The 13,567-nt window shown below is 69.2% G+C and carries 13 protein-coding genes; 8 read left to right on the top strand and 5 right to left on the bottom strand.

Features of this window, described 5'->3' with window-relative positions; all coding sequences use genetic code 11:
* Together MZTS_RS21910 and MZTS_RS21905 are read right to left on the bottom strand one after the other, a co-directional pair.
* Positions 1-186: hypothetical protein (locus tag MZTS_RS21910; RefSeq protein WP_192285409.1), on the bottom strand; the 186-nt coding region annotated here is incomplete at its 3' end.
* A gap of 127 nt (positions 187-313) precedes the next feature.
* Positions 314-1,309: a DUF2865 domain-containing protein gene (locus MZTS_RS21905; RefSeq protein WP_425492768.1), complete on the bottom strand. Its 996-nt coding sequence runs from the start codon at positions 1,307-1,309 to the stop codon at positions 314-316.
* Between the two features lie 171 nt (positions 1,310-1,480).
* Between MZTS_RS21905 and MZTS_RS21900 the strand changes: the two genes are divergently transcribed.
* A complete protein-coding gene (locus MZTS_RS21900) occupies positions 1,481-2,020 on the top strand; it encodes a CreA family protein (protein WP_192285407.1) in 540 nt (179 codons plus the stop codon).
* 45 nt (positions 2,021-2,065) lie between these two features.
* Here the strand turns inward: MZTS_RS21900 and MZTS_RS21895 are convergent, their stop codons facing one another.
* Positions 2,066-2,398, bottom strand: coding sequence for a hypothetical protein (locus tag MZTS_RS21895; RefSeq protein ID WP_192285406.1), 333 nt, complete (start codon positions 2,396-2,398; stop codon positions 2,066-2,068).
* Positions 2,399-2,722: 324 nt separating this feature from the next.
* On the opposite strand from MZTS_RS21895, the gene cysS reads away from it, so the two are divergent.
* Entirely contained in the window at positions 2,723-4,111 is a 1,389-nt protein-coding gene (cysS, locus tag MZTS_RS21890) for a cysteine--tRNA ligase (RefSeq protein WP_192285405.1), read from the top strand.
* Positions 4,112-4,114: 3 nt separating this feature from the next.
* Here cysS and MZTS_RS21885 read toward each other — a convergent pair whose 3' ends face one another.
* Positions 4,115-4,897 (bottom strand): class I SAM-dependent methyltransferase, encoded by a 783-nt coding sequence (locus MZTS_RS21885; RefSeq protein ID WP_192285404.1) that lies wholly within the window; start codon positions 4,895-4,897, stop codon positions 4,115-4,117.
* A gap of 8 nt (positions 4,898-4,905) precedes the next feature.
* A complete protein-coding gene (locus tag MZTS_RS21880; RefSeq protein WP_192285403.1) occupies positions 4,906-5,508 on the bottom strand; it encodes an LOG family protein in 603 nt (200 codons plus the stop codon).
* Between the two features lie 204 nt (positions 5,509-5,712).
* Between MZTS_RS21880 and MZTS_RS21875 the strand changes: the two genes are divergently transcribed.
* From MZTS_RS21875 to MZTS_RS21850, 6 genes are all read left to right on the top strand, one after another.
* On the top strand, positions 5,713-7,302 hold the full coding sequence (locus MZTS_RS21875) for a LysM peptidoglycan-binding domain-containing protein (RefSeq protein WP_192285402.1): 1,590 nt from the start codon (positions 5,713-5,715) through the stop codon (positions 7,300-7,302).
* 109 nt (positions 7,303-7,411) lie between these two features.
* Positions 7,412-9,334 (top strand): ABCB family ABC transporter ATP-binding protein/permease, encoded by a 1,923-nt coding sequence (locus MZTS_RS21870; protein WP_192285401.1) that lies wholly within the window; start codon positions 7,412-7,414, stop codon positions 9,332-9,334.
* A gap of 155 nt (positions 9,335-9,489) precedes the next feature.
* On the top strand, positions 9,490-10,497 hold the full coding sequence (locus tag MZTS_RS21865; RefSeq protein ID WP_246482222.1) for a GGDEF domain-containing protein: 1,008 nt from the start codon (positions 9,490-9,492) through the stop codon (positions 10,495-10,497).
* A gap of 61 nt (positions 10,498-10,558) precedes the next feature.
* Positions 10,559-11,269, top strand: coding sequence for a phosphatidylserine decarboxylase (locus MZTS_RS21860; protein ID WP_192285400.1), 711 nt, complete (start codon positions 10,559-10,561; stop codon positions 11,267-11,269).
* 254 nt (positions 11,270-11,523) lie between these two features.
* On the top strand, positions 11,524-12,372 hold the full coding sequence (locus MZTS_RS21855; protein ID WP_192285410.1) for a CDP-alcohol phosphatidyltransferase family protein: 849 nt from the start codon (positions 11,524-11,526) through the stop codon (positions 12,370-12,372).
* A 63-nt stretch (positions 12,373-12,435) separates the two neighbouring features.
* On the top strand, positions 12,436-13,476 hold the full coding sequence (locus MZTS_RS21850; protein WP_246482221.1) for an NAD(P)H-dependent flavin oxidoreductase: 1,041 nt from the start codon (positions 12,436-12,438) through the stop codon (positions 13,474-13,476).
* Positions 13,477-13,567 lie beyond the last annotated feature (91 nt).

Genomic DNA, 13,567 nt, shown 5'->3' with positions numbered 1-13,567 from the left:
CGGTCGGGCCTCTCGGGGCGCGCCCGGGCCGCGCCCGCCGCGTGGTCCCTCACCCCCCTCCTCCCGCTGCGCGAGATCGATCCGTCGGCCGCCATCATCGCCGAGGGCGCGGGCGACGGAGAGATCGGACAGGACAAGCGCCGGCAGCATCGTGCCGGCGAGCAGAAGGGAGCGGGTGATCCGCATGAAGGCAGCCTCGTGAAACGCGATCGGCGGTTTCGAACACGATCAGGCCGATTTGGTTCCCTTGTGCCGGGCGGCGGATCTCACGCCGGGCATGCAAAACCGGCATGGTCCGGCGGTCGCCGACCCGTCAGGGCGAGGGAGTCGTGGGCTGGAGCAGGCCGGGGACGATCACCCGGATGGCGCCCCGACCTTCGCCCGCCGCGCCGGTCCGCTCGGCGGACTCCGTCCTCGCTTCCGAGCCCGCGGCGGGAGCGCCCTCGCGGCTCGCCGCATCGGCGGCAAGACCCGCCGCCGTCCGGTCGGCGCGGCCGACCAGGGTCAGGCGCACCTTCGGCGCCCGCGACAGGGCCTCGGCCTGCAGCGGCGTGACGAAGATGTCGCCCTTATGCCGCACCAGCATGCTCTCGGCCTTGGCCAGCGACTGCGCCCAGCTCTGCCCCTCCTTCTTGCAGGAGCAGTTGGGGGTGAAGCTCTTGCGGAACTTGAACGCCGCCGGCATCGCCGCATAGGCCCGGTTGCCCTTGATCGTGGCGGCGTATTTCAGGGCATCGTCGCCGTGGGGCATCGAGTAGGCCACGGCCTCCGTCCCCGGGCAGAGCGCCTGGCACATCTCGTCGGCGCCGCCGCGCCCGTCGGGCAGGTTGCCCATCGGGAAATAGGAGCCGTCGCAGGTCTTCACGCAGATCACCTGCGCACCGCCGCGGGCGGTCTGGCCGGCGGTCTGCCCCTCATGTCCCTCACCGGGAACGAGGCCGGTACAGGCGCTCGACACGGCGGCGACGAGCTGGCGCCGACGGGCGGCTACCACCTCGCCGTCCCCGCCGCCATAGGTCGCGTTGAGCGAGCGGATCCGCGCTTCCACGGCACCGCATTGCGGCGGGCGGGTATCGAAGAACAGGAACTTACCGCCCTCGCAATTGAGGCTGCGATAATAGGTCTGGAGCCGCGTGACCTCATTCTGCAGGGCGGTGGCGGTGGAAGCACTCGCATTGAGGTTGGCGAGCTCCGTCCGGTAGCGCTGGCAGGCCCAGACATCCGGCGCGGCCGCAGCCGGCGCCGCCCCTCCCACAGTCAGGGCGGCGAGCAGGGCGGCGAAGGCACGGCGAGACTGCAGTCCGATCATCGGCATGGGCGGATGCTGGGGATTTCGGGCAGGAGGTCGCGGAAGGACGGTCGTCGGCGCTCAGGACCGACTGAGGCGGCCCACGCTAACACAGACATGTGTTAAAGCCCCTCGCCCTTTCGGGACAGAGACACCATGTCTCGACAGCCAAGCTTCAGGGGGATTACGTCGATGATGTGGCTCAAGGGCACCATTGGGAACGGCAGCCGGCTCGCGGCGGCCTGGATGGCGGCCGGGCTCGCCCTCGCGGCGGCCGGGCCGGCCTTCGCCCAGGAGCCGGACCGGATCTTCGACAAGTCGACGGTCTGGCGCCCGCTGACGCCCAACGACAAGCTCGTGGTCTACGGCATCGACGACCCGGCGGTGGCGGGCATCGCCTGCTGGTACACCCAGCCGGAGAAGGGGGGCATCAAGGGCACGCTCGGGCTCGCCGAGGACGTGTCGGACATCTCGCTCGCCTGCCGGCAGGTCGGCCCGGTTCAGTTCAAGGACAAGGTCAAACAGGGCGAAGTCGTGTTCAGCGAGCGCCGTTCGCTGATCTTCAAGTCGATGCAGATCGTGCGCGGATGCGACACCAAGCGGAATACGCTGATCTACATGGTCTATTCAGACAAGGTGGTGCAGGGTTCGCCGAAGAACTCGACCTCCAGCGTGCCGCTCGCCCCCTGGGGAACGGAGCAGCCGCCCAAATGCGCCGACTTCCTGAAGTAGATCGAGCGCCCCGGATCGACCCTGCCGGGATCAGTCCTGCCGGGATCAGTCCTGGCAGGTGATGCGGAACGGGCGCGGCGCGCTCTTCGCCGGGGCCGCGAGGCCGTCGATGGCGCCGGTATACTCGTCCTGGGCGGCGACGCCGTAGTTGCTGGCGCTGGCATACCCTTGCGATTCGCACCACGCATTGGCGACCACCTGGCCGCACTCGCTCGGACCGCCGCTCAGGCACTCACCCACGCCGTAGCCGTCCTCGGCCGGGACGAGGAAGGTTTTTTCGACATGCTTGGGGGCGGCGGCGGGTTCGTTCCCGGCCCGCGCCGGAAGGGCGGCCGTGGCGAGGACGAGGGTGAGAAGAACGGCGGCCGGACGGCGCATGGTGAAGACCTTGTGAACGGTTTCGTTCGAGTTCGGAGTGTTCGGACGGCGCGGTAAACAAATCCTTGCCGGTCCGCTCGCGGTCGGAGGGCGGCGGCCGGGCCCCGCCCTTCTCGAATTCATCACCGTTTTGGGTTAGCCCAACCTCCGCGCGGCGACCGTCGCGGCAGCGCAACAGCGGCGGCCGGCGGCACTGGCGAGAGTGTGGCGGCGGGTGGACGGAGACCGCCCGAAGGCGAGCGGAACCCGCTGCGCCGCAACGACAAAGTATGAAGGCGGCACGCGCCGCAGAGGAGGCCGGGCCAGCCCGGCAGGAACCAGGCAATGACCCCGATGTTGCGGCTCTACAACACGCTGACCCGTGAGAAGGCGGCCTTCGCGCCGATCGATCCGGCGAATGTGCGGATGTATGCCTGCGGGCCGACGGTCTACGACGCGGCCCATATCGGCAATGCCCGGCCGATCATCGTCTTCGACCTGCTGTTCCGGCTGCTGCGGCACCTCTACGGCGCGGCGCACGTCACCTATGCCCGCAACGTCACGGACGTGGACGACAAGATCAACGCCCGCGCCCTGGAACGCGGCATCACCATCCGCGATCTCACCGACGGTACCCTGGCGCAGTTCCACGAGGATCTCCGCGACCTCGGCGTACTGATGGCGGAGGATGTGAATCGGCCGGGCGAGCCGGCCCGCTTCATCGAACCACGGGCGACCGATCACATCGCCGAAATGCACCGCCTGATCGAAGGCCTGGTTGCAGCCGGCCACGCCTATGTCGCCGAGGACCACGTGCTGTTCGACGTGCCCTCCATGCCCGATTACGGCGCCCTCTCGAAGCGCCCCCTCGACGAGATGGAGGCCGGCGCCCGGGTCGAGGTCGCGCCCTACAAGCGCTCACCCCTCGACTTCGTGCTGTGGAAGCCGTCGAAGCCGACCGAGCCCTCCTGGCCCTCGCCCTGCGGGATCGCGGCGCCGGGGCGCCCCGGCTGGCACATCGAGTGCTCCGCCATGTCCTGGAAGCACCTCGGCAAAACCTTCGACATCCATGCCGGCGGCATCGACCTGATCTTCCCGCATCACGAGAACGAGGTGGCGCAGTCGCGCTGCTGCTTCGGCACCGACGTGATGGCCCATGTCTGGCTTCACAACGGCTTCCTGCAGGTCGAGGGGGAGAAGATGTCGAAATCGCTCGGCAACTTCATCACCATCCGGCAGGTGCTGAACGACTGGCCGGGCGAGGTGGTGCGCCTGAACATGCTCAAGACCCATTACCGCCAGCCGATCGACTGGACCCTGCGCGGCCTGGAGGAATCGGGCCGGATGCTGGATCGCTGGTACGACGCGGCGGGTGAGGCGGCGCCCGACGCGGCTATGCCGCAGGGCGTGGTCGAGGCCCTCGGCGACGATCTCAACACCCCTGCCGCCCTCGGCGAGTTGCACCGGCTGGCCGGGACCAGCCCCGGCGCGCTGAAGGCCGGAGCCGGCCTGATGGGCTTCCTCCCGCAATCGAAGACGCAGCGCGAGGCGGAGCGGGTCGGCGCGGCGGGAATCGATGTGGCCCGGGTCGAGGCGCTGCTCGCCGAGCGCAAGGCGGCCCGCGCCGCCAAGGACTGGGCCGCGTCCGACCGGGTCCGCGACGCCCTCACCGCGATGGGCGTGAGCGTCAAGGACAACAAGGACGGCACCACCACCTGGACGGTGGCGGGCTGAGTCTCAACCGGTCAACCGCCGCAGCCAGCCGCCGCCATGGGCGTAGGAGCGCCCGCCCAAGCGGCGCAGGGCCTCCTCCGTCGGCACGATCGGGTGATCGGCATAGAGCCGCGCGATCTCCTCGGTGGTGTTCGGCAGCCTGGAGAACTCCTCGACGATGCTCTGGTAGCTGCGCTTGAGGATGCGCGAGGACGGATCGAGGCCGGTGACGATCACGAGGCCGGTGGGCGGCGCGTCCACCAGCATCACCTGGAGGTCGGGCCGGTAGCGGGTCAGGATCGGGATGATTTTCCAGACGTCGCCGGTCCACCAGTTCTCGTAGGGCGTGCCCTTGCCGCGCGCATTCGCCTGCATCGGGTCGCGGTCGGCCATCGGCGCGGCCACCGGCAGGCAGTCATGCATCACGATGATCGAGTCCTTGCGGCAGATCGCTTCCGTGTTGAAGAAATCCCGCAGCAGGAACTCGAACAGGTGCATGCCGTCGAGGAAGGCGAGGTCGAGCCGCCCGCCGATGTCCCGGCGCAGGTTCAGATGCTCGAAGAAGACGTCGCTCATCACCTGAAACAGCGAGACCTTGGCCTTGTTGGCCGCGACGTTGGTCTTGAGTTGGAATTCGGGATCGACGGCGACACCGTGCCGGCAGGCGATGCCCGAGAAGATGTCCCCGAAGGCGACACCGATCTCCAGGTAGCGCCGGACGGCGGCGTTGCGGGAGAGCCGGGCCAGCACCTGGGAATAGTGCTCGCCCCGATGCTCGCCGGCGATGGTGTGCTCGGTCCCGCTCATCGCCGCCCTCAGAACCGCTGCTCGATCAGCTCATCCGCCAGCGGCGCCGGCTCGACCCTCGCGAGCACCTCCGCCAAAGTCTCCACGACACGGTCGGGATCCTCTCCGACGAGGTAGTTCAAATCGAGCCCTTCACGGATGAAGCCGTGGGCGCGCATGTGATCGATCAGGGTGATCAGCGGATCCCAGAAGCCGTTGACCGAGAGGAGCAGGATCGGCTTGCGGTGCTGGCCGAGTTGGGCCCAGGTCAGTTGCTCGACCAGTTCCTCCAGGGTGCCGATGCCGCCGGGCAGCGCGACGAAGGCGTCGGCCCGGTCGAACATCAGCCTCTTGCGGGTATGCATGTCGGAGACGACGATCGTCTCCTGCACCTCGTCGAGCATGCGCTCGCGGGATTTCAGGAAGTCGGGGATGATGCCGGTGACGTAGCCACCCGCTTCGAGGGTGGCGCTGGCGACGGTGCCCATCAGGCCGACATTGCCGCCGCCATAGACGAGCTTCACGCCCGCCCCCGCCAGCGCCGTGCCGAGCCGCCGGGCGGCGTCGGCGAAGGCCGGATCGCCTCCGAAGCCGGAGCCGCAATACACACAGACCGATCTGAGCCGCCCCATCAGGCACCGTCCCGCTTGCCGTGGCCGAAGGCGCCCACCGGCAAAAATGCTGAATTTGCAGGGAAATTAAGAGCGCAGACGCGTTCGAGCTTTGGTGTTCTTCTCATGTTCGTTAATATGTCACGGGAATTAGACGGGTTGTCGACAATCGGCGGCGCTTTTCCGGTGCCCGCGGCGGCCCGAACAGGACGGGAGTGAGCAGCCATGACGGCTGAGATGCGGCGAAGCATCCTCCTCGCGGCCGTGGGGCTGCTCGGCGGCTTCGCCATGGTCGTGGCTCTGTTCGGGACGGGGGAACTTCTCAAGCGCAACGCGGCGGTCAACCCTTCTGCCGAAACACCGGCCGCGCCGAAATCGCTCTCGGCCGGAACGGAAACCGGGGACCGTGCGGGCGGAACAGCCTCGACGGAGCCTCCTCATGCCGCTCCCGGCGGCCCATCGCAAGGGGAAAGCGGGCGGGCGGACCGTTCCGCTCCGGGCGCGAAGGCGGAGGCCGGCGATGCGCCGACCTTCGACATCGTCCGCGTCGAACCCGACGGCGCGAGCGTGATCGCCGGCCGCGCGGCGCCCCGTGCCCGGATCGACCTGCTGCGGGATGGAAAGCCCTTCGCCACGGTCTCGGCCGACGAATCCGGCCAGTTCGCCCTGACGCCACCGGACCTGCCGGCGGGCAGCAGCGAGATCGTGCTGCGCGCCACCGGCGCGGACGGCAAGCCCGTCACCGGCCGCGAAAGCGTGACGGTGGTGGTGGCCGAACGGCGCGACGCCAAGCCGCTGATCGCTCTGAGCACCCCCGATCAGCCGACCCGGGTGCTGTCTCAGCCCGACGCGCCCGGGAGCACGGGCCAGGCGGTCACCGCCTTCGCCGAGGCGCCGGGGCAAGCGGGTCCCCGGCCCGAGGCGGCAGCGCCACCGGGCGCGGGAAGCAAGCCGGGCGGCAAGACCGCGTCCGGGAAGACGGCCTCCGGGAAGACCGAGCCCGGGAAGGAGCCGATCCGCATCGTCAGCGTGGACGCGCAGGAGGGTGGCCGCCTCCACGTCACCAGCCAAGCGGCGGCTGGCAGCGCGCTACGCCTCTATCTCAACGACACGCTGGTGGCCTCCGGGCGATCCGGCCCGGATGGGCGGCTGGCCTTCACCATCGGCCGCGGCGTGAAGCCGGGGCCCTACAAGATCCGGGTCGATGCGGTGGACGCCTCCGGAAGCAAGGTGAGGAGCCGCGCCGAGGTCGCCTTCACCTATCCCGACGGCAGGCCGCCGACACAGCTCGCAGAATCCGGCGCGGCGCCGACGCCGCCGGGACCGGCGCCCGCCATCACCTCCGGCCAGGGCGGTTCCGCCTACGCGCCCAAGCCGGCCGAAGCCGGATCCGAGGCGGCGCAACCGGTGACGAACCTCGCCGCCACACCACCCCGGCCGGAGCGGCGCGCCGAGCCGGACCTGACCGCGTCCTCCGGCGCCGCGTCCGGCGCGACATCGCAGGGGAACGGGGAGCGGACCGCATCCGTCACGCCGGGCCGCCCCGAGGCCGGAGCCGCTGCCCCCGGCACGGCGGCGGGCACCGCCTATGTGCCGGAGGTCAGCACCGCACGGATCACCCGAGGCGACAGCCTGTGGCAGATCAGCCGGCGCATCTACGGCAAGGGCAACCGCTACACCGTGATCTACGACGCCAACCAGGAGCAGATCCGCGATCCCGACCTGATCTATCCCGGTCAGATGTTCGTGCTGCCGAAGGACAATCCTGCGGCGGCGGCTCCCGCCGCGAAAGCCGGGCCGGATCGGCGGACCTGAGGCGCGACCGGAGGTCGGAGGGCCGGGCGGGGTGCGCGCGGCGGAGCGGGCGCCTATATGCGCTCAGCGACGGCCGCTTCGCGCCGAGAGATCTCTTTCGAACCTCATCATGGCCAACTCACCCGTGCCGGCGGGGGAGGGTGCATCCGCGCCCCCCGAACGCCCCGGCCTTCTGACGACCTATCGCCGCCTCTGGCCCTATCTCTGGCCCCACGGGCGGAGCGACCTTCAGCGCCGGGTGTTCCTCGCCTTCGGGCTGCTCTTCGTCGCCAAGGCCGCGACGATGGTGATGCCCTTCACCTTCAAATGGGCGACGGACGCGCTGGTGGCGGCGGTCGGCGCCAAGGACGGCACGGTGGAGGCCGCCTCCGCCGTCCCGGCGGGGCTGCTCTCGGCTCCCTTTCTGCTGATCGCTCTCTACGGCCTGTCGCGCATCGCCATGGCCGGGCTGACCCAGGTGCGCGACGGATTGTTCGCCAAGGTCGCGATGCATGCGGTGCGCCGGCTCGCGCTCCAAACCTTCGAGCACATGCACCGGCTGTCCCTTCGCTTTCACCTGGAGCGCAAGACCGGCGGCCTGACCCGGGTGCTGGAGCGGGGCCGCTCCGGCATCGAGGAATTGTCGCGCCTGATGGTGCTGACCCTGGTGCCGACCATCGTCGAGCTGGTCCTCGTCCTCGGCATCCTGGCCTACGAGTTCGACTGGCTCTACTCGGTGGTCGTGGCCACGATGATCGCCGCCTATCTCGGCTTCACCTGGAAGGCGACCGAGTGGCGCATCGGCATCCGCCGCCGGATGAACAACTCGGACACCGAGGCCAACACCAAGGCGGTCGATTCGCTGCTGAACTACGAGACGGTGAAGTATTTCGGGGCGGAAGCGCGCGAGACCGCTCGCTACGACGCCTCGATGGAGCGCTACGAGAAGGCCTCGACGCAGACCTACGTCTCGCTCGCGGTGCTCAATGCCGGCCAGGCGGTGATCTTCACCCTCGGCATGACGGCGGTGATGCTGCTGGCGGCGCGCGACATCATGAACGGCCACACCACCATCGGCGGCTTCGTGCTCGTCAACACGATGCTGGTGCAGCTCTCGATCCCGCTGAACTTCATGGGGATGATCTACCGGGAGATCAAACAGGCCCTGATCGACATCGACGACATGTTCCTGATCCTGCACCGCAATCCCGAGATCGCGGACCGGCCGGGGGCGCCGCCGCTCAAGGTCTCCGCCGGCACGGTGCGGTTCGAGGACGTGCGCTTCTCCTACATCCCCGAGCGGCCGATCCTGCGCGGCATCTCCTTCGAGGTGCCGGCCGGCCGCACCGTCGCCATCGTCGGCCCGTCGGGCGCCGGTAAATCGACGCTGTCGCGGCTGCTGTTCCGCTTCTACGAGCCGAATGCCGGCCGCATCACCATCGACGGGCAGGACATCGCCGGCATCCGTCAGGACAGCCTGCGCGCCGCCATCGGCATGGTGCCGCAGGATACGGTGCTGTTCAACGACACCATCGGCTACAACATCCGCTACGGTCGCTGGGACGCCACCGAGGCGGAGGTGCGCGAGGCGGCGCGCCTCGCCCAGATCGACCGGTTCATCGAGAGCCTGCCGGAGGGCTACGACACGCCCGTCGGCGAACGCGGCCTGAAGCTCTCGGGCGGCGAGAAGCAGCGGGTGGCCATCGCCCGCACCATCCTGAAAGGACCGCCGATCCTCGTGCTCGACGAGGCGACCTCCGCCCTCGATTCCTTCACCGAACGCGAGATCCAGGCGGCCCTCGACCGCGTCAGCCAGGGCCGCACCACCCTGGTGATCGCCCATCGGCTCTCCACGGTGATCCACGCCGACGAAATCCTAGTGCTCGACAAGGGCGTCATCGTCGAGCGGGGCGATCATGCCGGTCTGCTCGCGCGGGGCGGGGTTTACGCCTCCCTCTGGAGCCGGCAGCGACAGGCGGACCAAGCGCGCGAAGCGCTCAAACGGGCCGAGGACGAAGAAGAGGGCGGGTTGGAGCCGGTCACGGCCTTGTGACGCTGGGGGAGTGAGCCTCGAAGGGGCGACGCTTTTCGAAAAGCGCGCCACCTTTACGGGACATCAATATATCCGGCGAGAGATCGTCTTCGCTGAACGCTGCAACAGCGCTCCTCCGGACGGCCTTCCTCATGCCCGGAACGTCACCAAGAACCTTGCGCAGGCGCGAGCCGCTCGGGGAGGGCGCGGCCGCAGAGATCCAGCGCCTGCGCCTGCAGCTGCGTATCCAGGCGGCCGTCATCGCCGCGCAGCGGGCGGAAGCCCGGCACCGCGAAGAGCAGTTCGAACGGGCGACGCAGGCCGCCCGGATGGGCCTGTGGGAGTGCGACCTGCGCACCGAGGCTTTGCGCTGGAGCGGTGGGGTTTACGACCTGTTCGGCCTGCCGCGTGACCGACCGCCCGACCGCCGCTCGGCCCTCAACCAGTATCGTCCGGACTCTCGGAACATCCTCACGTCGGTACGCGCTCAGGCGATCATGGAAGGAACCGGCTTCGTCCTCGACTCGGAGATCGTCACTCCCGCCGGCCAACATCGCTGGATCCGCCTGACCGCGACCGTGGACCGGCAGGACGGGGTACCGGTGCGCCTGTTCGGCATGAAACAGGACGTGACCGACGACCTCCTCCTGCTCGAACGAACCCGCCGCCTCGCCGAATGCGATTCCCTCACCGACCTCGCCAACCGGGCCGGCTTCGAGGCCCGCCTGCGCGATCCGGTCGCTGCCCTGCTGCTGATCGATCTCGACGGGTTCAAGGCGGTGAACGACATCCATGGGCATCAAGCCGGCGACCAATGCCTGCGCGAGACCGGCCGGCGGCTCCGCCTAACCTGCCGGAAGGGGGACCTTCTCGCCCGCCTCGGCGGCGATGAATTCGCGGTGGTGGTCGAGAATCCCCTCTCACCGGAGGCGGCGGCTCTCTATGCGCAGGGCATCATCGACGCGCTGTGCCGGCCCATCGACGCCGATGGGAGACGTTTCCCCATCGGCGCCTCGGTCGGCATCGCCCTTTCGGGGCCGGCGCCCCTCGATCTCTATGCCTGCGCCGATGCGGCGCTCTACGCCGCCAAGGCGGCGGGGCGGGGCACCTTCCGCCTGTTCGACCCTGCGGCCGATCCCCCGATCCGCTCGGCCGGGATCATCGGGGCACGGGCGGCCGGTTGACGGAACCGCGCCCCCCTGCCATCCGGCAGGGGCAGTTCGTCCGCCGACCCCTTCGGAGCCCATGACCGACCTCATCGAGACGATTCGCCGGACGCTCGTGCCGATCCATAAGGAGGGCTACCCCTTCATCCTGATCGGCATCGTGCTCACCGTGGCGTTCGGCTACTTCTCGCAGTTCTTCGGCTGGATCTTCCTGATCCTGACACTCTGGGTCTGCTACTTCTTCCGTGATCCGGAGCGGGTGGTCCCGGTGGGCGACGGCCTCGTCGTCTCCCCCGCCGACGGGCGCGTGAACCTGATTTCGACCGTGCTGCCGCCGCCGGAACTCGACCTGTCGCACGAGCCGATGCTGCGGGTCTCGGTGTTCATGAACGTGTTCGATTGCCACGTGAACCGCGTGCCGGTCTCGGGCAAGATCGGCCAGATCCACTACACGCCGGGCCTGTTCCTCAACGCCGAACTCGACAAGGCCAGCGACGACAACGAGCGCAACGGCCTCGTGATGGAGACGACGCATCGCGGCCAGCCGGTGCGGATCGGCGTGGTGCAGATCGCCGGTCTCGTGGCGCGGCGCATCGTCGGCTTCGTCTCGGCGGGCGATACCAAGCAGGTGGGCGAGCGCTTCGGCCTGATCCGATTCGGCTCCCGCGTCGATGTCTATTTGCCGGTCGGCACCCGGCTGCTGGTCGGGCTCGGCCAGAAAGCCGTGGCCGGCGAGACGGTTCTGGCCGATCTCGGCGGCGGCCCGGAACGCGCCTTCCGCCGCATCTGACATCGAGAGCCTCGTCCCGGATCCCGGATCCGGGACGAGGCTCTCGAGCATTTTCCATGATCCTCCGATCATGAAAAATGCTCTAGGCGCTTGATAGTGCCGCATTTCTTCTCGCGGAACCGGTAACCGCTTCCGCGGAAAATGCTCTAGATCCTTGTTTCCGCGTCGGTTTGTTCCGAAAGCCGGAAACCCCCTTTCGGGACGATGCTCTAGCGATCCGCGACATGCCGAGAAGCGACGAGTCGAGCGACGACATGGACGACCTCTTCCCGCCCTTCGCGCCGGACGCGAACGACCGGCCACGCCGATTCCGGCCGGTGCCGTTCCGGATGATCGCGCCGAACATGATCACGCTGCTCGCGCTCTGCCTCGGGCTGACCGCGATCCGGCTCGCCTTCGAGGGGCGGTTCGAGCCGGCGGTGATCGCGGTGATCGTCGCCGCAGGCCTCGACGGGATCGACGGCCGCGTCGCCCGCCTGCTGAAGGGCACCTCGCGCTTCGGGGCCGAGCTCGACTCGCTGGCCGACTTCGTGAATTTCGGCTGCGCCCCGGCCCTGATCCTCTACAGCTTCACCCTGCACAACCTGAAATCCGTCGGCTGGATCGTGGCCCTGGTCTTCGCCATCGCCATGTGCCTGCGGCTGGCGCGCTTCAACGCGATGCTGGACGACCCGAACCGGCCGGAATGGAAGAAGGACTATTTCGTCGGCATGCCGGCCCCGGCCGGGGCGATCACCGGCATGCTGCCGCTCTACCTCCACTTCCTCGGCATCCCCGTCGGATCCTGGGGGGTTGCGGTGGTGCTGGCCTACGTGCTCGCCATCGCGCTGCTCGTCGTCTCCACCGTTCCGACCTTCTCGGGAAAGACCTGGGGCAAGCGGGTGCCCCGCGACCTCGTCGTGCCGATCTTCCTCGTGGTGGTGGTGGGCTTCGGCCTCGTCATCAGCTTCCCGTTCGAAGCCATGGCGGCGGTGAGCCTCGGTTATCTCGCGGTGATCCCCTTCGGCGCCGTGCAGTATCGCAAGAGGGTGAAGCAGGAGGCATCCGGCGAGGCGCCGGTGCCGGCCGAGGCCATCGAGCCTCCGGCTTCGACCAAGCCGTAGCGTCGCCCGGCCCGGCGGCTCCGGGTGGAGAGGACGGGTCAGGGGGTCGGGATGGTGGGGCGGATGGATGTCGCGGCTGCCATCGGGATCGCAGTCCCGATCATCCAGGCGCCGATGGTGGGGACCAAGGGGCACCTCGCCGCGGCCGTCAGCGCCGCCGGCGGCCTCGGTTCGCTCGCCTGCGCCGCGCTCACCCCCGACCAGATCCGCGCCGAGGTGGCGCAGATCCGCCGGGAGACGGACGCGCCGTTCAACCTCAACTTCTTCTGCCACGAGCCACCCGCCCCCGATGCGGGCCGGGAGGCTGTCTGGCGGGCCGCGCTCGCGCCCTACTACGAGGAATTGGGTCTCGATCCGGCGGCGCCGGTCAGCATGGCGAACCGGGCGCCGTTCGATGCGGTGATGGCGGATCTGGTGGCGGAGCTGCGCCCGCGCGTCGTCAGCTTCCATTTCGGCCTGCCAGCCGCGCCGTTGCTGCGACGGGTGCGGGAGGCAGGCTGCCTGATCCTGTGCTCGGCCACGACCGTGCGCGAGGCGCGCTGGCTCGCGGAGCACGGGGTCGACGCGGTGATCGCGCAGGGGGCGGAGGCCGGCGGCCATCGCGGCCTGTTCCTGAGCGAGGCTCACGCCTCGCAGATCGGCACCATTGCCCTCGTGCCGCAGATCGCCGACGCCGTGGATGTTCCGGTCGTCGCGGCGGGCGGCATCGCCGACCCGCGCGGGGTGGCGGCGGCTTTCGCTCTCGGCGCCAGTGCGGTGCAGGTCGGCACCGCCTATCTCCGCTGTCCCGAAGCCGGCATCTCGGAACCCTACCGCGCCGCCCTCGCCACCGCCCGCGACGAGGACACGGTCCTCACCAACGTGCTGACCGGCCGGCCAGCCCGTGGCCTGCTGACCCGGGCGGTGAGGGACCTCGGGCCGATCAGCGCGGCGGCGCCGGCCTTTCCCGGCGCGGCGCTGGCTCTCCAACCCCTGCGCATGGCCGCCGAAGCCAAGGGCTCGGGCGATTTCTCGCCGCTCTGGTCGGGTCAGGCGGCGGCGCTCGGGCGGGACTGCTCCGCGGCCGATCTGACCCGCTTGCTGGCACGCGGCGTGCCGGCCTGATACGGGATCCTGTACCTGAAGGCTGGCCGTGATTTGATACCTGTCCCTTATACCCATTTCCGAGCCCACGAACAAGGCCGAAATCTCGATT

It is taken from the genome of Methylorubrum zatmanii (assembly GCF_014845115.1).
GTDB classification, from domain to species: domain Bacteria; phylum Pseudomonadota; class Alphaproteobacteria; order Rhizobiales; family Beijerinckiaceae; genus Methylobacterium; species Methylobacterium zatmanii.
The sequence above is the reverse complement of the archived record's forward strand: the minus strand, read 5'-3'. Positions and strand labels throughout refer to the sequence as shown.

Bases quoted from the DNA above. Each gene is read 5' to 3' on its own strand.
- MZTS_RS21905 (WP_425492768.1), bottom strand. From the start codon at position 1,309: ATGATCGGACTGCAGTCTCGCCGTGCCTTCGCCGCCCTGCTCGCCGCC.
- MZTS_RS21900 (WP_192285407.1), top strand. From the start codon at position 1,481: ATGATGTGGCTCAAGGGCACCATTGGGAACGGCAGCCGGCTCGCGGCG.
- MZTS_RS21895 (WP_192285406.1), bottom strand. From the start codon at position 2,398: ATGCGCCGTCCGGCCGCCGTTCTTCTCACCCTCGTCCTCGCCACGGCC.
- cysS (WP_192285405.1), top strand. From the start codon at position 2,723: ATGACCCCGATGTTGCGGCTCTACAACACGCTGACCCGTGAGAAGGCG.
- MZTS_RS21885 (WP_192285404.1), bottom strand. From the start codon at position 4,897: ATGAGCGGGACCGAGCACACCATCGCCGGCGAGCATCGGGGCGAGCAC.
- MZTS_RS21880 (WP_192285403.1), bottom strand. From the start codon at position 5,508: ATGGGGCGGCTCAGATCGGTCTGTGTGTATTGCGGCTCCGGCTTCGGA.
- MZTS_RS21875 (WP_192285402.1), top strand. From the start codon at position 5,713: ATGACGGCTGAGATGCGGCGAAGCATCCTCCTCGCGGCCGTGGGGCTG.
- MZTS_RS21870 (WP_192285401.1), top strand. From the start codon at position 7,412: ATGGCCAACTCACCCGTGCCGGCGGGGGAGGGTGCATCCGCGCCCCCC.
- MZTS_RS21860 (WP_192285400.1), top strand. From the start codon at position 10,559: ATGACCGACCTCATCGAGACGATTCGCCGGACGCTCGTGCCGATCCAT.
- MZTS_RS21855 (WP_192285410.1), top strand. From the start codon at position 11,524: ATGGACGACCTCTTCCCGCCCTTCGCGCCGGACGCGAACGACCGGCCA.
- MZTS_RS21850 (WP_246482221.1), top strand. From the start codon at position 12,436: ATGGATGTCGCGGCTGCCATCGGGATCGCAGTCCCGATCATCCAGGCG.